The following is a 21,513-nucleotide window of genomic DNA, read 5'->3' as shown; positions in this document are numbered from 1 at the left end:
CTAAAACGCCGTCTTGATGAAGGCCTTGGCCCGCAGGCGGTCGAGCCATTCCAGCTGGAGCCGCTGGCGGTCCTCCTCGACGAGGGCCTGCTCGATCTGGGCGCGCACCTCGCTCATCGGCTGGACCTGGGGCCGTTTCCGGTCCTCGACGCGGACGATGTAGTAGCCGTCGGAAGAGGTGATGACGCGGCTGGTCTGGCCGGGCTGGAGGTCGAAGGCGACGTCGGAGATCTCCGCCCGCAGATCGCCCCGCTTCACCCAGCCGATGTCGCCGCCTTCCTGCCGCTTGGGCCCCTCCGAATAGGAGCGGGCCAGGTCGGCGAAGTTGGCGCCGGTGTCGAGCTTGAAGAGGAGCTCCTTGGCGATCTCCGCCGTGGGGTCGACCTCCTGGCCGGAGGCGTCCTTCTTCGGGAAAAGCGACTTCCGCAGGTAGATGATGCCCAGGCGGACCTGGCCCTCCTGGGTGAACTGGGCCGCGTTGTCCTGGTAATACTGCTCCACCTTGTAGGGGGAGATGACGACGTTTTCCGAGACGTTCTTCGACCGCATCGCCTGGACGATGACCGAGTTGCGCAGCTCGTCCTTGAACTGGTCCAGGGAAAGGCCCTGGGCCTGGATGGTGCGGATGAAGGCGGTGCGGTCCCCCTCGTACTGGGTCTGGATCGTGTTGTGGAGGCGGTCCTCGATGATGGTGTCCGGGATGAAGTAGCCCTGCTTCTTGAAGTCCTGGATGATGAGCTCCCGCTCGATGAGCGCGCGCAGGGCGTTGAGGCGGGCCTCCTTGATGCGGCTGACCAGCTCGGGGCCGTTGTAGGTCTCGCGCAGGATGCGCTCGGTATCCTCCACGCGCTTGGTCACCTCGGAATAGGGGATGACCTTGTCGTTGACCACCGCCGCGATGCCGTCGGCGATGTGGGCGGCGCGGACCGTCCCGGCCGCGACCAAAAATAGGAGGAGGCCGCTGGCTAGGCGATGGAAAGGAGCCATGAACGGATTTCGGTCAACTTATTTTCAGCGCCCGAAGCCGTCAAGCGGGGAAACTTCCCGCCGATCATGATGTAGTCCCCCCGGCGCTTGAGAACCAGCTTCTCCCCCTGGGTTTCGATCCGCTCGATCCGGCGCTGGCGGCCCAGGATGCGGATCTCATGCAGGAGGAGAAGCCGCTCCACCGGCGCGGGCCACGGGCCGTGGCGGTCCCGCCAGTCCTGGCGCAGCGCCTCCAGCTCCTCCGTCCGCGCCGCCTCGTTCAGGCGGCGGTAACCCTCCACCCGCCAGCGGCTCTCCGCCAGGTAGGAAGAGGGGAGCAGCGCCGGGGGCCGCGCGTCCCCGGCCTCCCGCTGGTGCAGGGCCAGGAAGTCGAGCGCGACGCGGCAATCGGTTTCCGGCAGGGGCGGGATCTGCCCGTCCGGCCCGGCCTGCGCCTTGAGCTGGGAGACCGCCCCCTGGAGGAGGTGGCAGTAGAGGTCGAAGCCGATGGAGGTGATGTGGCCGCTCTGCGCCGTGCCCAGCATGCTGCCCGCGCCGCGGATCTCCAGATCCCGCATCGCCAGCTTGAAGCCGGAGCCCAGGGCGGCGTACTGCCGCATGGCCCCCAGGCGCTTCCGCGCGTCGCCGCCGCTGCCCAGCATCTCCCGGGGCAGGAGGAGGTAGGCGTGCGCCTTGGAATGGGAGCGGCCCACCCGGCCGCGCAGCTGGTAAAGGTCGGCCAGGCCGAAGCGGTCGGCGCGGTCGATGAGGATCGTGTTGGCGTTGGGAATATCCAGGCCGTTCTCGATGATCGAGGTGGCCAAAAGGACCTGCGTCCGCCCTTCCACGAAGCGGCGCATGACGTCCTCCAGGTCCCCCTTGTCCATCTGCCCGTGGCCGATGTCGACGCGCAGGCCGGGGACCAGCTCCCGCAGCCGCTCCGCCATCCGCTCGATCGACTGGACCCGGTTGTGCAGGAAATAGACCTGGCCGTCGCGGGCCAGTTCCCGCTCGATCGCGCCGCGGATGACCCGCTCGTCGTAGGGGCTGATGATCGTCTCCACCGTCTGGCGGCTGGGCGGCGGCGTCTCGATCGTGGAAAGGTCCCGCGCGCCGGTCATGGCCAGGTAGAGGGTGCGGGGAATCGGCGTGGCGGAGAGGGTCAATACGTCGACCAGGCGGAAGAGCTGCTTGAACTTCTCCTTCTGCACGACGCCGAAGCGCTGCTCCTCGTCGATGACGACGAGGCCGAGGTCCTTGAAGACGACGTCCTTCGACAAAAGCCGGTGCGTGCCGACGACGACGTCGACGCTGCCGTCCGCCAGCCCCTCCAGGACCTTCTTTTGCTCCGCCGGGGTGCGGTAGCGGGAGAGGATCTCCACCCGCACGGGATAGTCGGCGTAGCGCTCCCGCAGGTTCTGGAAATGCTGCTGGGCCAGGACGGTGGTGGGGACCAGGAAGGAGGCCTGCTTGCCCCCCATGACCGCCTTGAAAATCGCGCGGATGGCCACCTCCGTCTTGCCGAAGCCGACGTCGCCGCAGACGAGGCGGTCCATCGGCTTGGGGGATTCCATGTCCCGCTTCGCCTCGGCGATCGCCTTGAGCTGGTCGGGCGTCTCCTCATAGACGAAGGCCTCCTCGAACTCCGCCTGCCAGGCGTTGTCCGGCGGGAAGGCGAAGCCCTGCAGGGTCTCCCGCTCCGCCTGGACGCGCACCAGCTTCAGCGCGTAATCCCGCACCGCCTTCTGCGCCTGGGCCCGCGCCTTTTCCCAGCGCGGCCCGCCCAGCTGGTCCAGGGCCGGGGCCTTCTTCGTCGCCCCCAGGTAGCGGGAGATGAGGTAGGACTCCTCCAGCGGGACGTAGAGCCGCGCCTGCTCGGCGAACTGGAGGACCAGCACGTCGGTCTCCCCCTTTTCCCCGGGCAGCTTCTGCATCCCCCGGTAGCGGGCGATGCCGTGATGGAGGTGGACGACGTAGTCCCCCTCCGCCCAGTCGGAAAGGGCGGCGGCGCTGATGGAGGCGGCGCGGGAAAGCGGCGCGTGGAGCGCCCGCTCCCGCCGCCGCAGGGCGCGCAGCGTCTGGTAGCGGCCAAAGATCTCCGCGTCCGCCAGGATGACGCGCCGCGCCGCGGGCCAGGAAAAGCCGCGCAGGAGCCGCCGCTGGGCAAAGGAGACCTTCTCCAGGTCGATCCCCTGCTCGCCCAAAATCTCCCGCAGGCGGCGCTCCTCCCCTTCGTTATTGGCGGCCAGGACGATCTCCCACTCGTCATCCATCCAGTCGCGCAGGTGGGAGAGGAAAAGGTCCCGCCGCCGCTCCTGGGCGATCCAGTCCCCCGCGCGGCCGTGGAGGAACTCGTGGCCGAAGAACTCGAGCGACACCGGCTCCGCCTCCGCGTCGTCCCCCAGGGAAAAGGCGACGGTGCCGGGCGGCAGATAATCGGCCAGGGCGGCCTCTCCCTCCCCCTCCGCGGCGGCCTTCAGCAGGCTCACCTCCGCGCGGGGCACGTTTTCCAGGGAGCGCTGGAGCGCGGGATCGAAAAGGCGCAGGGAGACGACCTCGTCCCCGTCCCACTCACTGCGGACCGGCTGGGCGGACGCCCAGGAAAAGACGTCGACGATGCCGCCGCGCACGCTGAACTGGCCCGGCCCGCTCACCTCCAGCTCCCGCTGGTAGCCCGCCTCCGCCAAGAGCGCCAGGAAAGCGTCCCGGCCCTGCGCCTTCCCCGCTTCCAGGTGGGCCACGCGGCCCAGGGCCTCGGGATTCGGCAGCGGCTGGTCGAGCGCCGCCTGCGTCGTGACGATCACGGGGGCCGCGCCCGCGCCCGCCGCCCCCTGCAGCCGCCGGACGACGGCGAGCCGCTCGGCGGCCAAGGCGGGATCGGGCAGGGCGTCGCCGACGGGCGGCTCCGCCTCCGGGAAAAAGAGGAAGGAAAGGCCGGGCGCCCAGGCCTCCAACTCACTGGCGAACTCCTCCTGCGCCTTCACCCCGGGCGCGACGACGAGAGCCGGGGCCTTCCCGCCGTGCAGGAGCCCGGCGACGGCGAAGGCCTGCGCGGCGGCGGGCAGCGCGGCCAGGCCGCAGGGGCGCTTCGGAGTGAGCGCGGCGCGGGGTTTCCGCCAGGCGGGATCGTCGAACCAGGAAAGGGCGCTCATCGCAAACGCCCCACTCTAACCGCTAAATCGTCCGCCCGCGATCCCCGTCGTCGGACTTTTCCTTCCCGGGGCGGGGGCGGTTCATGTCGGAGGCGGCCTCCGAAATGGCGGAAAGCCGCAGCGGCCCTGCGGCGTAGCGGTTGTCCCGGACGACCTGGTGCCGGATCTCCACCGCCCGGTCGGCCCGGACGCCGGCGGCCAGCACGCCGTCGAGCAGCCGCGCGCCGCCGCCCAGGAAAGAGCCCGGGTCGAGGGCGGCGTAGGCCGCCCGCGTCTCCGGGCCGGAAACGGCGGCCTCGTCCGCCACCGTCCAGGCGATGGCGGCGTCGCCCGTCACCGCCGTGCGGAAAAGGTGGGAAGCCCGCACGGTGGCGTCCTCCACCCGGCTCTCCGCCAGCGTGACGATGCCGACCATGCGCTGCACGCCCGGATTCGGCTGCACGCGCCGGTCGCCGGTGATGGCGGCGTCGCGCAGGGCGGACTGGTCGATAAGGACCGGCCCCTCCACGCGGGTGTTGCCGGAAAGGGTGTTCGTGGCGGAGATGAGCAGCTCCCCCGCGCGGTTGTAGATCACCACGTCGGGCCCGATTTGGGCCTCCGGGGCGATACCCTCCAGGGAGCCCTGCACCCAGGCGCTGGGGGTGCCGTCCAGGTTCGTGCGGCGGCGCCAGCCTTCCCGCTCCGCGTAGGCCGCGTCGGCCAGCCGCGCCCGCACCGCGTCGTTCTCCGCCTTCAGCCGCTCCGCCGTCGCGCTCATAAGGACGCCTAGGCTCCCCCCATTCGGCGGCAAATGCAATATCTCGCCTTCCCCCCGGGCGGAGAGTAAGACCGGGGAACGATGAACCTGATCGTCACCTGCGGCCCGGCTTACGCGCCGATCGACGGCACCCGGCGCCTGACCAACCACTCCACCGGCGGCCTGGGCGCCTTTCTCTGCGCCCACTTCGCGGCGGCAGGCCACCGCGTCCTCTGCCTGCGCGGCAGCGGGGCCACGGAACGGCAGGCCGCGCCCGGAGTGGAGGTGCGGGAATTCGGCACGAACGAGGACCTGGCCGCCCTCCTGGCGGAGGCGGCGCGGGAACCCGTGGACGCCGTCCTGCACGCCGCCGCCCTCTGCGACTTCGGCGCGGGCGTCATTCGCGACCTGGAGGGCAACGCCGTCCTCTCCGGCAAGATCCCCAGCCGCGCCCCCGGCTACCTGCTGACGCTGCTGCCCCTGCCGAAGGTCATCGTCTCCCTGCGCCGCCTCTTTCCCCAGGCGTTTCTGGCGGGCTGGAAATACGGCACCGAGGGGGGGGAGGAAAAGATGGCCGCGCAGGGCCGCCGCCAGCTGGAAGAGGCCCGCACCGATCTCTGCGTCCTCAACGGCCCCGGCTTCGGCGACGGCTACGGCCTGCTCACTCCCGCGGGAGAAATGGAAAAGGCCCCGACGCGCCAGGATCTGGCGGGGGGCCTTTTGCAAAGGATCAAGCAGCGGATCGAAAAACGGCCTTAGGAATCCTGCTGCGCCACCAGGCTGGTGCCGATCAGGCTCAGGAGCCCGGCGGTCAGCGCCTGCGGAGGGTATTCCCCCTTGGCGATGGCGGCGCGCCATTGCTGGATTTGGTCGGCAGTGAAGCCGGCGCTGTTGCTTTGGGAGAAGGTGGACCGCGCTTCCTGAATGAACCGGGCCGCGCGCTCGCCATCGGAAGAGATGCTGACCTTGTCGCTCGGCAGGGAGACGGAGGCCGTCTCGGAAGTCGTCGTCTGGGAGGTCGTGGCGGCCGAGGAAGCGGCGGACGTAGAGCTGGCGGTCTTCACCCCCTGCAGCGACACCGCTGCGTTGGTGGAATTAATTGCATCCATGCTCATGATATAGGATTCGGCTTTCCCGCGCCGGAGTTTAGAATTTTTTGCCGATTTCTTAAAAGTTTTTTAAAACCCCTAAAAAAATATTAATCCTTGTTAAGCGAAAATCACTTCGTATCGGCACTTTTTGCCGGAGGCGACTGAAAATAAGTTCCGCCGGAAGAAGGTGCCGGTTGGGCTTTGCTGACGCGGTTGGACTGCTTTACGAAGGAGTCGGCGATCAGTTTGGCCGTTTCATAGCCGCTGAAACGGAGGAATTCCTGATAGCTGGTCAGGATCGTCAGGCTGCGTTCCGGCAGGTGGCGGGACTGGAGCTGGCTCTGATAATAACGGCGGGCCGTGGTGGCCACCTTTTCGTCCCGGGCGTCGAGGTCGGCGGTCATCTTATAAAAGATGGTCCGGGATTCGACGCTCTCCATCCGCGCGTCGGCGACGATCCGCAGCGGGGCGTAGATCGCCTGCTGGCTTAAGTCGACCTGAAGGATCGAATCGGCCCCCAGGGCGCGCGCCCGGTCGAGGGCCTGGTCCTCCGTAACGGCCATGTCCGCGGAGGTCGAGTTGGCGTCGTCATAGGTGAAAAGGACCCACGGGAGAGCCTGCCGCAGTTCCGCCAAGAACTTGAGCTCGAACTGGTTGCGCGCCTCGTCCTCCACCTGGCCGGAGATGGGCAGGACCAGGACCCGGGTGGGCCACACATCCGGCTGGCGGGCCACGGTGGGGGCGTAATCGGGCCCTAGGGGCCGATCGAAATACATGCTCGATTCGTCGGCCGCGATGCATCCGGCCAACAGGAGGGAGGCGGCCAGAAGGGCCGGCTTAAACTTCGACGAGGATTTTTTGGGTGATGGCATTGGATTCGGAATGTTGCAGCAGGCGGTCGATCATGGCCTTGTTCAGAACCTGGCCCTGCTTGATGAGCAACATCCCTGTCGCGGTGTAAATGGAACTGGAAAGCTTCATGCCGGGGATCAGCTCATGGAGGAGCACTTGCCGTTCCCGCGGCAGCTCCAAACCTTTGGAAACGGCCCGTTCCAGGGCGTGGACGATCTCCGGGGCGTAGAGCCGGCCGGAGTGGTTCATGATCCGGGTCAGGACGTGGTCGCTGCTGGAGGCCAGCTCGTCGTAGGAATCGGCCACCGCCAGGACCTGGGCCAGGAAGGAGATGCGGTTGCCCGCCAGGCCGTCCGGATAGCCGCTGCCGTCCAGGTATTCATGGTGCTGCTCGACGGCCTCCAGGACGTCCGGCAGGGGGAGGAATTTCACCAGCTGGGCGGCCAGCCGGGGGTGGTTCTCTATCTGTTCCCGCTCCTGGGGGTTGTTGATCTGGTTGAGAGACCGTTGATTGGAGCGCAGGGTGACGTTGCAGCCCAGCAGGGCGATGTCGTGCAGCTGGGCGGCGATCTCGATCCGGTTGACGACGTCCTCGTCGCACTGCAGCTCGCGGGCGATGGCGCAGGCCAGGACGGCGACGCGCTGGCTGTGCTTGAAGAGGAGGGGGTCGATCCGCTGGAGGATCTCCAGGCAGAGGTCGATCATGCCGTGGGAGGCGCCCCGCCAGTTGCTGCTCTCCACCGTCAGCCCGCGGGAGCGGGCCTCCTCCTCCGCCACGCGCTGGGCCAGCTGGGCGTTGACCCGGCGCAGCTCCTCGTTCTGAAGGGCCAGGCGGGACTGGAGGCGGGTGTTCTCCGCCTGGAGGTCGTGGCGGTCGAAGCTTTGGGAAAGGGTGGAAAGGAGGTCGTCGACCGTGAAGGGCTTAAGGAGGAAGCGGTATATCTCGCCGGAGTTGATGGCGTCCATCGCCAGCGCCTTGTCATAGGCGCCGGTCATCAGCACGCGGACGATGAGCGGGTGGTGGGTGCGCAGGTCGCGCAGGAACTCGACGCCCAGGCCGTCCGGCAAAAGATGGTCGCACAGGACGACGGAGAAATCCGGCAGTTTCGCGAGGATCTCGTGGGCCTGGGCCAGGTTCGTCGCCACGACGGAGCCGATGCCCTTGGAGGTCAGCAGCGTCTCGATCAGCTTGAGGATGGCCGGATCGTCCTCGATGACGAGGACCTGCGGGCGGAACGCGTCTTCGCCGCGCGCGGCGGGAGGAGGAGTGAAAGGTTCCGAAAACACAGTAAAAAGCGGCGGCTGGGGGTAAGGCTAGGACCAATCGCCGATTAAGGCAAGGCGCTGGGAATGACGCCTTGTTATTATAAGGAGTTCGCCTAGCCTTAAGGGCGGAAATGGCTCTCAACCAAGCGATCCTCGACCGTGTCGGCTCCTTCCAGGGGCTCTACGACCCCTCCCAGGAACACGACGCCTGCGGCGTCGGCTTCGTCGCCGGGATCGACGGGGAGCGCTCCCACCAGATCCTCCAGGCGGCCCTCCGCTGCGTCCGCGCCCTTTCCCACCGCGGCGCCATGGACGCCGACGCCAAGACGGGCGACGGCGCCGGGGTCCAGACCCAGCTCCCCTACGACCTCTTCCGGGGAGAGATCGAAAAGATGGGCCAGCGCCTCTTTTCCGACGACGACCTGGCCGTCGGCTTCCTCTTCCTGCCGAAGGACAACGCCTACGAGCAGGCCTTCTGCCGGAAGGTGGTGGAGGAGACCCTCCTCAAGCGCAAGCTCTGCCTCTTCGGCTGGCGGAAGGTGCCCGTCCGCATGGAGGTCCTGGGGGACAAGGCCCTGGCCACCTGCCCCCACATGGAGCAGGCCCTCATCGGCAAGCCCGCCGACTCCCGCATGGGCGCGGAAGAATACGAGCAGCTCCTCTACCTCTGCCGCTCGGAGATCGAATACCGGGTCGCCCAGGGCGGGATCAAAAACTTCTACGTCCCCTCCTTCTCCAGCCGGACCATCGTCTACAAGGGCCTCCTCGTCTCCCCCCAGCTGGACAAATTCTACCTGGACCTGCGCAACCCGGACTACAAGACCGCCCTGGCCGTCTACCACCAGCGCTACAGCACCAACACCTTCCCCACCTGGCCCCTGGCCCAGCCCTTCCGCTTCCTGGGGCACAACGGGGAGATCAACACCGTCCAGGGCAACCGCATCTGGATGCGCGCCCGGGAGGCCCGCATGGAGTGGCCGTTCTGGGGGAAGGACGTCGAGTTCCTCCGCCCCGTCATCCAGCCGGGCGGGAGCGATTCCGCCTCCCTGGACAACACCCTGGAGCTGCTCTGCATGTCCGGCCGCGACCTGCTGCACAGCATCATGATGCTGGTGCCCGCCGCCTGGCGCGCCGACGCCAAGATCACCCCGGAAAAGAAAGCCTTCTACGAATACCACGCCTGCGTCACCGAGCCGTGGGACGGCCCCGCCGCCCTCGTCCTCTCCGACGGGCGGACCGTCGCCGCCTGCCTGGACCGCAACGGCCTGCGCCCCGCCCGCTACGTGGTCACGCGCGGGGGCCTCGTCTTCCTCGGCTCGGAAGTCGGCGTCGCCGCCTTCGACGACAAGGACGTGGTCGAGAAAGGCCGCCTGGCCCCCGGCGAGATCCTGGCCGTCGACACCGTGGCCAAGAAGCTCTGGCACAACGACGAGATCAAGGCCCACTACGCCTCCCGCCAGCCCTACGGGCAGTGGCTGAAGGAAAGCCTCAAGGAACTCCGGACGGAGCCCGCCCTGGGCGAGGCCGAGGCCGAACCCCTCCCCCCGCGGCAGCTCGCCTTCGGCTACAACGAGGAAGAGATCAAAGTCATCCTCAAGCCGATGGCGGAAACCGGCGAGGAAGCCATCGGCTCCATGGGCGACGACACCCCCCTGGCCGTCCTCTCCCTCAAGCCCCGGCTCCTCTACACCTATTTCAAGCAGCTCTTCGCCCAGGTCACCAACCCGCCGATCGACCCGATCCGCGAGAAGCTGGTCATGTCCCTGGAAATCCACTGCGGCCGCAGCGGCAACCTCCTGGACCAGGCCCCCGGCCACGCCGACTGCCTGCGCCTGCAAAGCCCCGTCCTCTCCGGCGCCGAGCTGGAGGAACTGCGCAGCCGCCCGGAGCCCAGCCTGCGCGCCAAGACCCTCTCCTGCCTCTTCCCCGTGGGGGCCGACGCGGAGCAGAACGTCCGCGCCTTCGCCCACCGGCTCCAGGAACTGCGCGAGGAGGCGGAAAAAGCCGCCGACGCCGACGTCGCCCTCCTGATCCTCAGCGACCGGGGCGTCTCCGCCGGCCAGGCCGCCCTGCCGATGCTCCTCTGCGTCTCCGCCATCCACCACCACCTCATCCGCAAGGGCAAGCGCATGCAGCTCTCCCTCGTCGCGGAGACGGGCGAGTGCCGGGACGTCCACCAGTTCGCCTGCCTCATCGGCTTCGGCGCCTCCGCCGTCCATCCCTACCTGGCCGCCGCCACCTACCGCGACCTCCTCGCCCAGGGGCAGCTCAACGTCGACGCCGCCGCGGCCTGGAAAAACTACCGCGCCGCCATCGAGAAGGGCCTCCTCAAGATCATGTCCAAGATGGGCATCTCCACCCTGGAGAGCTACCACGGGGCCCAGGTCTTCCAGGCCATCGGCATCGACCGCGCCGTCGCCGCCGAATACTTCTCCGGCGTCTCCACCCCCCTTTCCGGCATCGGCCTCAAGGAAATCGCCCAGGAAACCCTGGCCCGCCACCACGCCGGCTTCGCGGAGGAAAACCCCAAGCTGGCCGACGCGGGCTACTACCGCTTCCGCCGGGACGGGGAAGCCCACGCCGTCACCCCGCAGGTCATCCAGAACCTCCACACCTTCAGCGGCATCAAGGGCGCCGACAAGGCCGGCAAGCTCGAGGACTACCGCAAATACGTCGAGGCCGTCCTGGAAACCCAGCCCCTCGACCTCCGCCACTGCCTCTCCATCAAGCCCGGCACCCCCATCCCCCTGGAAGAGGTCGAGCCCGTGGAGGAAATCCGCAAGCGCTTCACCACCGCCGGCATGTCCCTGGGCGCCCTCTCCCCGGAGGCGCACGAGACGCTCGCCGTGGCGATGAACCGCATCGGCGGCAAGTCCAACTCCGGCGAGGGCGGCGAGGACCGCGAGCGCTTCATCCCCCTCGACAACGGCGACTCGAAGAACAGCGCCATCAAGCAGATCGCCTCCGGCCGCTTCGGCGTCACGGCGGAATACCTGGCCAGCGCGGCGGAGATCGAGATCAAGATGGCCCAGGGCTCCAAGCCCGGCGAGGGCGGCCAGATCCCCGGCCACAAAGTCTCCGCCCTCATCGCGCGGCTGCGCCACTCCACCCCCGGAGTGATGCTCATCTCCCCGCCGCCCCACCACGACATCTACAGCATCGAGGACCTGGCCCAGCTCATCTACGACCTCAAGCAGGTCAACCCGCGCGCCAAGATCTGCGTCAAGCTCGTCGCGGAAGCGGGCGTCGGCACCATCGCCGCGGGCGTGGCCAAGGCCCACGCCGACGTCATCCTCATCAGCGGCCACGACGGCGGCACCGGCGCCAGCCCCCTTTCCTCCATCAAAAACTGCGGCGCGCCGTGGGAGATGGGCGTCTCGGAAGCCCAGCAGGTCCTCCTCTGGAACGGCCTGCGCAACCGCGTCACCCTGCGGACGGACGGCGGCATGCGCACCGGCTTCGACATCGTCGTCGCCGCCCTCCTCGGCGCGGAGGAATACAACTTCGGCACCGTCGCCCTCATCGCGGCGGGCTGCGTCTACGTCCGCCAGTGCCACCTCAACAACTGCCCCGTGGGCGTCGCCACCCAGGACGAGAAGCTGCGGGCCAAGTTCAAGGGCTCGCCGGAGAACGTCATCCGCTTCTTCGACGCCGTCGCCCAGGAAGTCCGGGAAATCATGGCCGGCATGGGCGTCCGCACCATGAACGAGCTGATCGGCCACGCCGAATGGCTGGAACAGCGGAACATCCCCGGCCACCCGAAGGCCAACACCCTCGACCTCAAGTCCCTCATCGCCGTCCCGCCCGTCCACGAGACCGTCCCGCGCCACCACACCTGGGACACCAACACCAAGCTGGAAGACCGCCCCCTGGACAACGACATCCTGCAGGCCGCGCGCAGCGCCCTGCAGAACCGCCGCCCGCTCAAGCTCCGCTACAAAGTCACCAACGTGAACCGCAGCGTGGGCACCCAGCTCTCCGGCGCCATCGCCTACGCCACCGGCATGCACCACCTGCCGGAAGGGACCATCGAGATCGCCCTCTCCGGCAGCGCCGGGCAGAGCCTGGGCGCCTTCCTGGTCCCCGGCATCCGCCTCCTCCTCTCCGGGGAGGCCAACGACTACGTGGGCAAGGGCATGTCCGGCGGGGAAATCGCCCTCAAGCCCCACAGCCGCCACGGCTTCGCCCCGCACGAGAACTCGATCTGCGGCAACACCGTCCTCTACGGCGCCACCGGCGGCCTCCTCTTCGCCAACGGGCGGGCGGGCGAGCGCTTCGCCGTCCGCAACAGCGGCGCCACCGCCGTCGTCGAGGGCATCGGCGACCACGGCTGCGAATACATGACGCGCGGCACCGTCGTCGTCCTCGGCCCCACGGGGAAAAACTTCGGCGCGGGCATGTCCGGCGGCGTCGCCTACGTCTGGGACCCCGCCGGCGCGTTCGAAACCCTCTACAACCCCGCCATCGTCGGCATCGAGCGCCTGGAAAAGGGCGGGGAAGCCGACGCCCTGCGCGCCCTCGTCGAGCGCCATCAGAAGGCCACCGGCAGCACCCACGCCGCCGGGCTCCTGGCGGAATGGGAGGCCGCCCGCGCCGCCTTCTGGAAGGTCGTCCCCCATCCCACCGTCAGCACCGCCGCGCCCGTCCCCGCCAAGGCCGCCCTCTCCGAGGGCAAGCCCGCCGAACCCGCCGCCACGCCCTAACCCATCGTGAGCGAGATCGACGTCCTCCACCAGCGCCTCCGGCAGCTCGCCGGGCCGGACGTCCACTTCGCCCCCGCCGAGTGGCGGCGTCACGTGAACCCGGACCAAAGCCCCGGCGCGTGGGTCCACCAGTCGGCCTCCGTCGGCCCCGGCGTCCACGCCGACGCCGAGGCGATCATCTGCGGCGAGGAAACCTACCTTTCCGAGGACGCCCGCGTCGAAGGCCCCTCCTTCGTCGGGCCCGGCGTCATCGCCCGGCAGGGCACCGTCATCGCCTCCTCCCACGTCTCCGTCCTGCCCGCCAAGCACCTTTACGGGGCCGTCGGCACCACGGAGAGCCTCGGCCTGGAACGGGCCAAACTGCGCGAGGCCGACGTGACCGCCCGGGGCCACATCTGGCAGTCCACCCTGGGCGAGGGCGTCCGCGTCCGCGGCCTGATGCGGATCTCCAAGTCGGCCCTCGACCACGCCGCCGAAGTCATCGGCGACACGGACAGCGAATACCTGACCGAGGTCCACCAGTCCGTCGTCACCGACGGCGCCCGCATCGCGGGCCGCGCCCGGTTCCTCAACTCGCGCGCCGACAGCGGCGCGGTCGTCGACCTCCCCCGCGTCATCCGCGGCGAGCGCGTCTCCGACAACCGCCACGCCGCCCCGCCGTCGCAGCCGAAGGTCCCCTGGAACGAGGCCCCCTTCCCCGACCGGCGCGGCTCCGCCACCCCCCTCTCCCCCCAACCCGAAAAAATCAAATGACCCACATCGGCACCCAGCTGGCGATCTTCCTGGCCAACCGCCCCGGCGCGCTCTGCGACGTCTGCGACCTTTTGGCCAAGGCCGGAATCAACATCCACGCCCTCACCACCTCCGACACCGTCGACCACGTCGTCATCCGCCTGATCGTCGACAAGCCGCAGGCCGCCCTCCGCGCGCTGGAAGCCCACGGCACCCTGGTCGTGGAGAACGAGGTCATCCTCTTCGAAGGGCAGAACCGCCCCGGCAGCCTCTCCCAGATCGCCAACACCCTGGCCAAGGGCGGCGTGAACATCGAATACGTCTACTGCGCCACCCCGCCCTCCTCCAAGAACGGCCTCCTGGTCCTCCGCCCCTCCAACGTGGCCAAAGCCCTCAAGCTCCTCAACGAGTCCCCGGCCAAGAAGAGCGCGCCCGCCAAGAAAAAGTAGCGGCCCCCGCGCGTTCCCGTAGATTAGGCGGAATGTCCTCCGTCCTGCGGGTCTTCCGCTACCTCCGCCGTTATCCGGGCCTGGCCGCGGCGACCTTCCTCTGCGCCGTCCTCACCACCCTGGCCGCCTTCGTCTTTCCGAAGGCGACGGGCCTCATCGTCGACCGCGTCCTGGTCGCCCACCACCCAGGGAAGCTCTGGCCCTACGTCCTGGCCATCGCCGCCGCCTTCTTCGCCCGCGACGCCTTCAACAGCCTGCGCATCCGGCTGAACAATTCCTACGAGCAGAACGTCGTCCGCGACCTGCGCTGCCAGCTCTACGACGCCCTCCAGCGCCTCCCCCTCCCGTGGTTCGAGCAGCGCGCCACCGGCGACCTGGTCACCCGCGTGAGCGAGGACGTCATCAGCGTGGAGCGGGTCCTCATCGACGGCATCGAGCAGGGGGCCATCTCCCTGCTCCAAATCGGCGGCATCGGCTTCCTTCTCTTCCGCCAGAACCCGGCCCTGGCCGCCTGGATGCTCCTGCCGCTCCCCCTCATCGGCCTGGGCGCGTGGCTCTACTCCTCCACCCCGGACCGCTACCGGGCGCAGCGCCGCGCGGCCAGCGCGATGAACTCCCTCCTCCTGGACAACCTCCAGGGCATCCGCCAGATCAAGTCCTACGCCCGCGAGGACGAGGAGGGCCGCCGCTTCGCCGCCGCCGCGGAGGAAGTCCGCACCACGCAGCTCTGGGTCATGCACGTCTGGGCGCTCTACAACCCGGCGATGAATTTCCTGGGCGCGCTGGGCACCCTCATCGTCCTGGCCGTCGGCGGGCGGGACGTCCTGGCCGGGCAGTTCACCGCCGGCCAGCTCGTCGAGTTCCTCCTCTACGTCGGCATGTTCTACGACCCGGTGGGGAAGCTCCATCAGCTCAACCAGACATGTGGCAGTCGGCCCGGCCCGCCGCCGAGCGCGTCTTCCAGATCATCGACACGCCGGAGGAGCCCTACGCCGCGCGGCTGGAACCCGCGCCGCGCCTGAAAGGCCGCATCGTTTTCAAGAACGTCGGCTTCTCCTACCAAACCGGGCGGCCGGTCCTGCACGGCATCGACCTGGAAGTGGAGCCCGGCATGACTGTCGCCCTCGTCGGTCCCACCGGCGCGGGGAAGACGACCCTGGTCAGCCTCTTGCCCCGCTTCTACGAGGCGACGGAAGGGACGGTCGAGATCGACGGGAAGGACGCCCACTCCTACTCCCTGGCCGCGCTGCGCGCGCAGATCGGCCTGGTCACGCAGGAGAGCTTCCTCTTCAACACCACCGTCCGGCACAACCTGCAAATCGGCCGCGCCGAGGCGGACGACACCTCCCTGCGCGCCGCCGCGCAGGCCGCCCACGCCGACCTCTTCATCGACAAGCTGCCCCAGGGCTACGACACCGAGGTGGGCGAGCGCGGCGTGAAACTGAGCGTGGGGGAAAAGCAGCGCCTGGCCATCGCCCGCGCGCTGCTCAAGGACCCGCCGATCCTCATCCTCGACGAGGCGACGGCGAGCGTCGACACCGTGACGGAGAAGCTGATCCAGGACGCCTTGGAGCACCTGCTCCAGGGGCGGACCTCCTTCATCATCGCCCACCGCCTTTCGACCGTCCGCCGGGCCGACCTCATCGTCGTCCTCAAGGAAGGGCGCATCCTGGAAAAGGGGACCCACGCCGAACTCCTGGCGCAAGGCGGCCTCTACGCGCGCCTGGCCACCGCCCAGCGCGCCGACCTGCTGGAAGACGCGGCGTTCGCTTAGAACCCTCCGGGCGCACCCGGACCGATTGGCCATCCTTCCGGGGCGACTCAACGTCGTCCCGGAAGGAGCGGGGATCCAAGGGGGGCTGCGCCCCCCTTGCGTCTGTGAAACCTCCGTCCTGCAGGCGGCGCGCTGGCGCTGGCGCGGTAAATTTGGGTCCCTAGTTCGCTTCCTGACTCCTTGGGTGGCCTGGGCCTTGGGACACCGTCTCCGGTCTGCGGGTCGGGGCACGCCGGTCCGTAGGAGGTGAGTCCGCCCCGGCAGCGGCCCGCCGGGCGAAAAAGAAGCCGGAAGGACGACACCTATTCCAGGGGAAAGAGCCGACGCACTCAACTGAGCCGGAACGGAACGCGGCGGCCATAAGTCCTGTCCTACGACAGGAAGCCACCGAAGGGACTCCCATTTCCCGCGCCAGCGCCAACGCGTTGCCCACCGGAAGCGGGATGTTTACAGACGCATGAGGGGGCGGGCGCCCCCTCCTGGACCTCCCCGCCTCGTCGGCCCGGCCCTTGCGCGATGGCCAGTCCGTCCGGCTCTAGCGGCGCCGCTTGAATTCGAGCAGCGCGAGAATTCCCGCCGCGGCGATCATGCCGACCGACAGCAGCTGGCCCTGGGTGATAAAGCCGAAGTAGTACCCGATCGGCGCGTCAGGCTCGCGGAAGCACTCCCCGACGATGCGGACGATGCCGTAAATCGCCATGAAGGCCAGCGCGACGGCGCCCTCCCGCCGCGTCGCGCGGCGGACGAGGAAGAGCACGGTGAACAGGACGACGCCCTCCAGCAGCGCCTCGTAGATCTGCGAGGGGTGGCGCGGCACCGGCACGCCGCCGACCCACGGGGCCTTCGGAAAAATGACGGCCCACGGCACGGTCGCCGGACGGCCCCACAGTTCCCCGTTGAAGAAATTGGCGATCCGCCCCAGCCCCAGGCCGACCGGCGTGCAGAGCGCCGCCGCGTCGGCCAGCGTGTAGAAGCGGATGTGGTGCTTCCGGGCGAAAACGAGCATGACGAGGATCACCCCGATCACCCCGCCGTGGCTGGCCATGCCGCCGCGCCAGAGCTCGAAGATCGTCCACGGCTCCCGCCACGTGGTCCCAAAGTCGTAGAAGAGGCAATAGCCCAGCCGCCCGCCCCCGATCACCCCGGCCAGGGCCAGCCAGACCACCAGGTCGTCCACCTCCGCCGCCTTCAGCGGCAGGTAACCGCGCCGGGCCTGGAAGTGGAGCCCGGCGTAGAGAAAAAGAAAGCCCAGCAGGTAGGCCAGGCTGTAGTAACGAAGCCCCAGGCCATGGCCGAATTCGACCAGGAAGGGGCTTAAGGTATCGACGTAATAGGCGAGGAAGGGCACGTCCCCTCCAAGGGACCACATTCCCCGCCCGCCGCCGACTTAAAAATCAATCGGTGATCGAGATGCCGCGCCGGTCGTAAGACCGGGACTCCCACTCCGCCCGCCGTTGGGCGCGCCGGGAAGGAAATCCGCGCAGGCTGTCCCGCTTGGCCAGGGCGGCCCGCGCCGCCTCCGGGGTGGAGGGCACTTCACGCTGCGGTTGAGGATAAGCCGAAGGGGTTTCCATAGTTCGATAGATTTAGTAGACTATTTCTCCAAAGAAAAGCCGTTTTTTGAGAAAAACGGCAAAAACTTTAGGAAACCCGTTCCTGGGAGGGAGCGGGAGAGGCGGGACGATGGGCAAAGACTTCCCGGACGCGCTTGGCGTCGGCCAGGATGCCCTTGAAGTCTTTCTTCGCCGCGGCCTCGCTGGCACCGGCTTCCCGAGCTTCCCGAGCCTGACGCTGCTGGTCCCAGAAAGTGAAAAAGGTGCCGTGCATGGCCTTACTTCTTTTTGGGAGCCAGCTTCTTCTTGGCAGCGGGCTTCTTCGCGGCGGCCTTTTTCGGCGCGGCGGGAGCGGGAGCGGCGGCTTCCTTCTTCGGGGAGAAGAGGCGGGCCAGACGGCTCTTGCGGCGGGAAGCGGTGTTGCCCTTCAGGCGGCCCACCTTGGCGGCGCGGTCGACCTGGGACTGGTAATCGGAGAGGAGGCCCTTGGCCTCGTCTTGCTTGCCCTCTTTGACGAGGTTCTTGATCTTCTTGGCGGCCTGACGAATGAGGTCATGGGCCTGCCGGTTAAGGGAGCGGCGACGGGTCGCTTTTCGAGCTTGTTTTGCCGCCGAACGGATATTAGCCATAGGGCGCTAACGCTAGGTCCGCCATAGATCAAGTCAAGCCTTCGCTCCCTCCCCCCATGCCCCTTTCTCTTCGCCTCCTCCGCTGGGGCATCGCCCTGCTCCTTTTGCCCCTGACGGCGGCGGCGGGATGGAGCCTCGTCGAGCTTTTCCAGGCGCTCTGGAACTCGGGGGAGTGGAAGCTGGCGTGGTGCTGGTCGGTCGGCGGCGGGCTGGCGGCCTGGCTCCTCCTCTACGCGGCGCTGCCCCGGCCGCTCTGGATTTACGTCTTCGGCCACGAGCTGACGCACGCCCTGGCCGTCTACCTCCACGCGGGGCGCGTCCACCGCTTCCAGGTCTCCAGCCGGGGCGGCATGGTGGTGAGCGACCGGAGCAATTGGATCATCGCCCTGGCCCCCTACTTCATCCCCGTCTACACCCTCCTCCTCATCGGCCTCTGGTGGACGGCGGATTTCTACCATCCGCTGGCGGCCTACACGCCGTGGTTCTACGCCGGCATCGGGCTGACGTGGGGGTTTCACCTGACCTTCACGGTGAGCATGATCGGCGCGGGGCAGAGCGACCTGACTGGCCAGGGGGTTTTCTTTTCCCTGGTCGTCATCGTCCTGCTCAATCTCCTGGCGGTGGAGATCAGCCTCCTCTCCGTCCTGCACGGGGTTTCCTGGGGCCACTTCTTCCGCCAGCTGGGCGGCCACGCGTGGGACGCCTACGCCGCCACGGGCCGGACTCTTTGGCACGGCGCGCGATGGACCGCCTCGTTTCTCTCTGGCCTCCTGGCCGATCCGCACGCTAAACCTGCGCGGTGAAATCGCCGCAACAGCATTTGGAAGAGCGCGTCCTGGCCGCCGCCGGGGCCCTCCTCCCCCCCGAAGCCTTCGCCGCCGCCACGGTCAAGCCGTGCGCCGATCCCCGCCACGGCGATTTTCAGGCCAACGTGGCGATGATCGCCGGAAAGGCCCTGGGCCGCCCGCCGCGGGACGTCGCCGCGGAGCTGGCCGCCGCCCTGGGAGAAGACGCGGTGGCCGCCGCGCCGCAGATCGCCGGGCCCGGCTTCCTCAACTTTACCCTGAAGGAAAGCTACCTGGACCGGGCGGTGGCCCAGGCCCGCGCCGAAGGGCGGCTCGGCCTCGACCCCGTCCCGGCCGCCGCCGCGCGCCGCGTCGTCATCGACTACGGCGGCCCGAACATCGCCAAGGAGATGCACGTCGGCCACCTCCGCACCCACGTCCTGGGCGCGGCCCTGGCCCGCATCCACCGCTTCCTGGGCCACCACGTCGTCACGGACAACCACCTGGGCGACTGGGGCACCCAGTTCGGCAAGATCCTTTCCGGCTACAAAGAGGCCCTGGCCAAGGACCCCGCCGGGACCGCCGCCGCCATGGCGGAGCACCCCATCGGCTTTTTGGAGGAGCTCTACCAGGCCTTCACGGAGCAGGCGAAGACCGATCCCGCCCTGGACGAGGCGGCCCGCCGCGAGCTGGCCGCCCTCCAGCGGGGCGACGCGGAGAACCTGGCCCTCTGGCGCCAGTTCGTCGCCGCCACGCGCGCGGAGCTGGACAAGATTTACGCCCGCCTGGACATCTCCTTCGACGAGACGCTGGGGGAAAGCGCCTACAACGAGCGGCTGGAGCCGATGGTCGCCGAGCTTTTGTCCAAGGGCATCGCCCGCGAGAGCGAGGGGGCGACGGTCGTCTTCTTCGACGGCGACGCGCAGCTGGAGGACAAGCCCTTCCTCATCCGCAAGTCGGACGGGGCCTTCCTCTACAGCACCACCGACCTGGCCACCGCCCAGTTCCGCGCGGAGCGGGGCGTCGACGCCATGATCTACGTCACCGACGGGCGCCAGCAGCTCCACTTCCAGCAGGTCTTCGCCACCGTCCGCCGCTGGGGCATCCTGCCGGAGTGCGCCCTGGAGCACGCCTGGTTCGGCGCCATCCTGGGGGAGGACAAGAAGCCGCTGAAGACCCGGGAGGGGCGCCCCATCAAGCTGCGCGAGCTGCTGGACGAGGCGGAGTCCCGCGCCCTGGCCCTCATCACGGAAAAGCGGCCGGAGCTGCCGGAGGCGCGGCGGCGGGAGATCGCCCGCGTCGTCGGCCTGGGCGCGCTCAAATACGCCGATCTGGGCCAGAACCGGAACCTCGACTACGTCTTCAACTGGTCGAAGCTCCTCTCCTTCGACGGCCACACCGCCCCTTACCTGCAGAACGCCTACGTCCGCATCCGCTCCATCTTCCGCAAGGGGGAGGTCCGCCCCCCCGCCCCGGAGACGCCCGTCACCCTGGCGGAACCCGCCGAGCGGGCGCTGGCCAAGAAGCTCCTGGCCCTGGGGGAGACGCTGCGCCTGGCGGCGGCGGAGAACCGCCCGCACTTCCTCTGCATCTACCTTTACGAGCTGGCGACGGCTTTCCACGCCTTCTACGAGGCCTGCCCCGTCCTCAAGGCGGAGGAACCCGCGCGGACCAGCCGCCTGGCCCTCTGCGACCTGACGGCGCAGGCCCTGGCCCTGGGGCTGGAGCTCCTGGGCATCGGCGTGCTGGAAGAAATGTAAGGGAAAAGCCCGCGCCGGCTATGCGGCGGGCGGCGCGGAAGGAGGCGGGGCGTCGCCCGTCTCGTTGCCGCTGTTCTTGTCCTCGGCGACCTGCCAGGCGTCCCGCAACTCCTGGATGAGGGGAATAATCTTGTCGATCCGCTCCGGCTTCTGCTCGTGCATCGCCTTGGACAGCTCGACGGTGTAGAACTGGTAGAGGTTGGCCAGGTTCCGGCAGAGCTCCGGGGAGGCATCCGGCCGCAGGCAGCGGCTCAGCTCGGTCAGGATGCGGATGGCGCGGCTGATCGGTTCCGCGCCGGTCCGGCCCGCCACCAGCTCGTCCCGGGCGTCCCCCGCAAAGCGCATGAGGCCGTCGTAAAGCATGACGATCAGCTGGCCCGGCGTGGCGGAATTGACGGTGTTGGAAACGTAGGCGCGGCCGGGGTTCATGGCGGGAGGAGGCTGGCTCTAAGGCTGTTTGGCGATAAGGGCGTCCACCCGTTCCACCTGCCCTTCCAGGAATTTCCGGAAGTCGGCCAGCCAGGGAAGGAGCTGCATTTCCAGCTGGTCGGAGAAGCCCACCACATCGCCCTTGGCCATGATGGCGGCGATCTCCTTCATGACCTGGCCCAGCTTGGCCAGCTTGTCGTCGACGATCAGGTCGACCTCCTCCTTCGTGAGGAGGCCTTCCAGGACGCGCAGGAACTCGACGCCGCCCTTGATCGCCTCGCACAGGACGTTCCAGGCGGCGGCCACCTTGACGGGCTCCACCAGGAGGCTGTCGGTGATGAGAGTCTCGCACTCCCCCTCCATGCGGCGGAGGGCGTTGCATTGGAAGGCGATGTTGGCCTGCAGGGCGACCAGCAGGGGGACCGACTCCACCTGCATCTCCTTCCCCCCGGCAAAGAGGCGCTGCCCCTGGGCATCGAGGGTGACAGCCTGGCCGTCGATGAGGCAGGTGCCGATGCTTCTGTGTTCTTTGATAAGCAGATCGGCCACGCGGTCCAGGTAGGCCGTGAGGGCCTCGTCCGGCTGACGGGGAAGATCGACCGTTTTCGAGTCAATCGTAAGAATCATCCGCCGGGA

General features: G+C 68.4%; 20 protein-coding genes. 8 read left to right on the top strand and 12 right to left on the bottom strand.

What is annotated here, in order from left to right:
* Genes PW734_04710 through PW734_04700 form a run of 3 tightly spaced genes read right to left on the bottom strand, consistent with a single transcriptional unit; the run spans position 1 to position 4,875 of the window.
* Entirely contained in the window at positions 1-987 is a 987-nt protein-coding gene (locus tag PW734_04710; protein ID MDE1170503.1) for a peptidylprolyl isomerase, read from the bottom strand.
* Positions 966-4,118: a transcription-repair coupling factor gene (gene mfd / locus PW734_04705; protein MDE1170502.1), complete on the bottom strand. Its 3,153-nt coding sequence runs from the start codon at positions 4,116-4,118 to the stop codon at positions 966-968. The genes PW734_04710 and mfd overlap by 22 nt, the downstream gene beginning before the upstream one ends.
* Before the next feature lie 22 nt (positions 4,119-4,140).
* Entirely contained in the window at positions 4,141-4,875 is a 735-nt protein-coding gene (locus tag PW734_04700) for a hypothetical protein (GenBank protein MDE1170501.1), read from the bottom strand.
* A gap of 81 nt (positions 4,876-4,956) precedes the next feature.
* Here PW734_04700 and PW734_04695 point away from each other — a divergent pair, with 81 nt between their 5' ends.
* A complete protein-coding gene (locus PW734_04695) occupies positions 4,957-5,613 on the top strand; it encodes a phosphopantothenoylcysteine decarboxylase (GenBank protein MDE1170500.1) in 657 nt (218 codons plus the stop codon).
* On the opposite strand, the gene PW734_04690 is transcribed toward PW734_04695, so the two are convergent.
* The 3 genes from PW734_04690 to PW734_04680 all read right to left on the bottom strand — a co-directional run bounded on the left by PW734_04690 (position 5,610) and on the right by PW734_04680 (position 8,084).
* Positions 5,610-5,963 (bottom strand): hypothetical protein, encoded by a 354-nt coding sequence (locus PW734_04690; GenBank protein ID MDE1170499.1) that lies wholly within the window; start codon positions 5,961-5,963, stop codon positions 5,610-5,612. The genes PW734_04695 and PW734_04690 overlap by 4 nt on opposite strands.
* A gap of 110 nt (positions 5,964-6,073) precedes the next feature.
* Positions 6,074-6,817, bottom strand: a complete 744-nt coding sequence (locus tag PW734_04685) for a hypothetical protein (GenBank protein ID MDE1170498.1) — start codon at positions 6,815-6,817, stop codon at positions 6,074-6,076.
* Positions 6,783-8,084 (bottom strand): response regulator, encoded by a 1,302-nt coding sequence (locus PW734_04680; protein ID MDE1170497.1) that lies wholly within the window; start codon positions 8,082-8,084, stop codon positions 6,783-6,785. The genes PW734_04685 and PW734_04680 overlap by 35 nt, the downstream gene beginning before the upstream one ends.
* A gap of 110 nt (positions 8,085-8,194) precedes the next feature.
* Here PW734_04680 and gltB point away from each other — a divergent pair, with 110 nt between their 5' ends.
* From gltB to PW734_04655, 5 genes are read left to right on the top strand one after another with little or no spacing between them, the layout of a single operon-like run.
* Positions 8,195-12,766, top strand: a complete 4,572-nt coding sequence (gene gltB, locus PW734_04675) for a glutamate synthase large subunit (protein MDE1170496.1) — start codon at positions 8,195-8,197, stop codon at positions 12,764-12,766.
* Positions 12,767-12,772: 6 nt separating this feature from the next.
* On the top strand, positions 12,773-13,519 hold the full coding sequence (locus PW734_04670) for a hypothetical protein (protein MDE1170495.1): 747 nt from the start codon (positions 12,773-12,775) through the stop codon (positions 13,517-13,519).
* Positions 13,516-13,947 (top strand): ACT domain-containing protein, encoded by a 432-nt coding sequence (locus PW734_04665; GenBank protein ID MDE1170494.1) that lies wholly within the window; start codon positions 13,516-13,518, stop codon positions 13,945-13,947. Before PW734_04670 ends, PW734_04665 begins: the two co-directional genes overlap by 4 nt.
* Before the next feature lie 32 nt (positions 13,948-13,979).
* Positions 13,980-14,969 carry an ABC transporter transmembrane domain-containing protein gene (locus PW734_04660; GenBank protein MDE1170493.1) on the top strand — a complete coding sequence of 330 codons (990 nt, stop codon included), beginning with the start codon at positions 13,980-13,982 and terminating at the stop codon, positions 14,967-14,969.
* A complete protein-coding gene (locus PW734_04655; protein MDE1170492.1) occupies positions 14,870-15,721 on the top strand; it encodes an ATP-binding cassette domain-containing protein in 852 nt (283 codons plus the stop codon). Before PW734_04660 ends, PW734_04655 begins: the two co-directional genes overlap by 100 nt.
* 535 nt (positions 15,722-16,256) lie before the next feature.
* Here PW734_04655 and lgt read toward each other — a convergent pair.
* The 4 genes from lgt to rpsT all read right to left on the bottom strand — a co-directional run bounded on the left by lgt (position 16,257) and on the right by rpsT (position 17,903).
* On the bottom strand, positions 16,257-17,069 hold the full coding sequence (gene lgt / locus PW734_04650) for a prolipoprotein diacylglyceryl transferase (protein ID MDE1170491.1): 813 nt from the start codon (positions 17,067-17,069) through the stop codon (positions 16,257-16,259).
* Between the two features lie 46 nt (positions 17,070-17,115).
* Positions 17,116-17,256: a hypothetical protein gene (locus tag PW734_04645; protein ID MDE1170490.1), complete on the bottom strand. Its 141-nt coding sequence runs from the start codon at positions 17,254-17,256 to the stop codon at positions 17,116-17,118.
* Between the two features lie 106 nt (positions 17,257-17,362).
* Positions 17,363-17,548, bottom strand: coding sequence for a hypothetical protein (locus PW734_04640; protein MDE1170489.1), 186 nt, complete (start codon positions 17,546-17,548; stop codon positions 17,363-17,365).
* A 4-nt stretch (positions 17,549-17,552) separates the two neighbouring features.
* A complete protein-coding gene (gene rpsT / locus PW734_04635; GenBank protein ID MDE1170488.1) occupies positions 17,553-17,903 on the bottom strand; it encodes a 30S ribosomal protein S20 in 351 nt (116 codons plus the stop codon).
* 56 nt (positions 17,904-17,959) lie between these two features.
* On the opposite strand from rpsT, the gene PW734_04630 reads away from it, so the two are divergent.
* Together PW734_04630 and argS are read left to right on the top strand one after the other, a co-directional pair.
* On the top strand, positions 17,960-18,706 hold the full coding sequence (locus tag PW734_04630) for a hypothetical protein (GenBank protein ID MDE1170487.1): 747 nt from the start codon (positions 17,960-17,962) through the stop codon (positions 18,704-18,706).
* A complete protein-coding gene (gene argS / locus PW734_04625; protein MDE1170486.1) occupies positions 18,703-20,448 on the top strand; it encodes an arginine--tRNA ligase in 1,746 nt (581 codons plus the stop codon). The genes PW734_04630 and argS overlap by 4 nt, the downstream gene beginning before the upstream one ends.
* Positions 20,449-20,466: 18 nt before the next feature.
* On the opposite strand, the gene fliS is transcribed toward argS, so the two are convergent.
* Positions 20,467-20,877, bottom strand: coding sequence for a flagellar export chaperone FliS (gene fliS, locus PW734_04620; protein ID MDE1170485.1), 411 nt, complete (start codon positions 20,875-20,877; stop codon positions 20,467-20,469).
* 18 nt (positions 20,878-20,895) lie between these two features.
* The gene (locus tag PW734_04615; protein MDE1170484.1) at positions 20,896-21,504 is read right to left on the bottom strand and encodes a hypothetical protein; all 609 of its coding nucleotides are present in this window, start codon (positions 21,502-21,504) and stop codon (positions 20,896-20,898) included.
* Positions 21,505-21,513 lie beyond the last annotated feature (9 nt).

The sequence above is a fragment of the Verrucomicrobium sp. genome (assembly GCA_028283855.1).
In the GTDB taxonomy this organism is placed as follows: domain Bacteria; phylum Verrucomicrobiota; class Verrucomicrobiia; order Methylacidiphilales; family GAS474; genus GAS474.
This window is presented reverse-complemented; position numbering and strand designations above follow the sequence as displayed.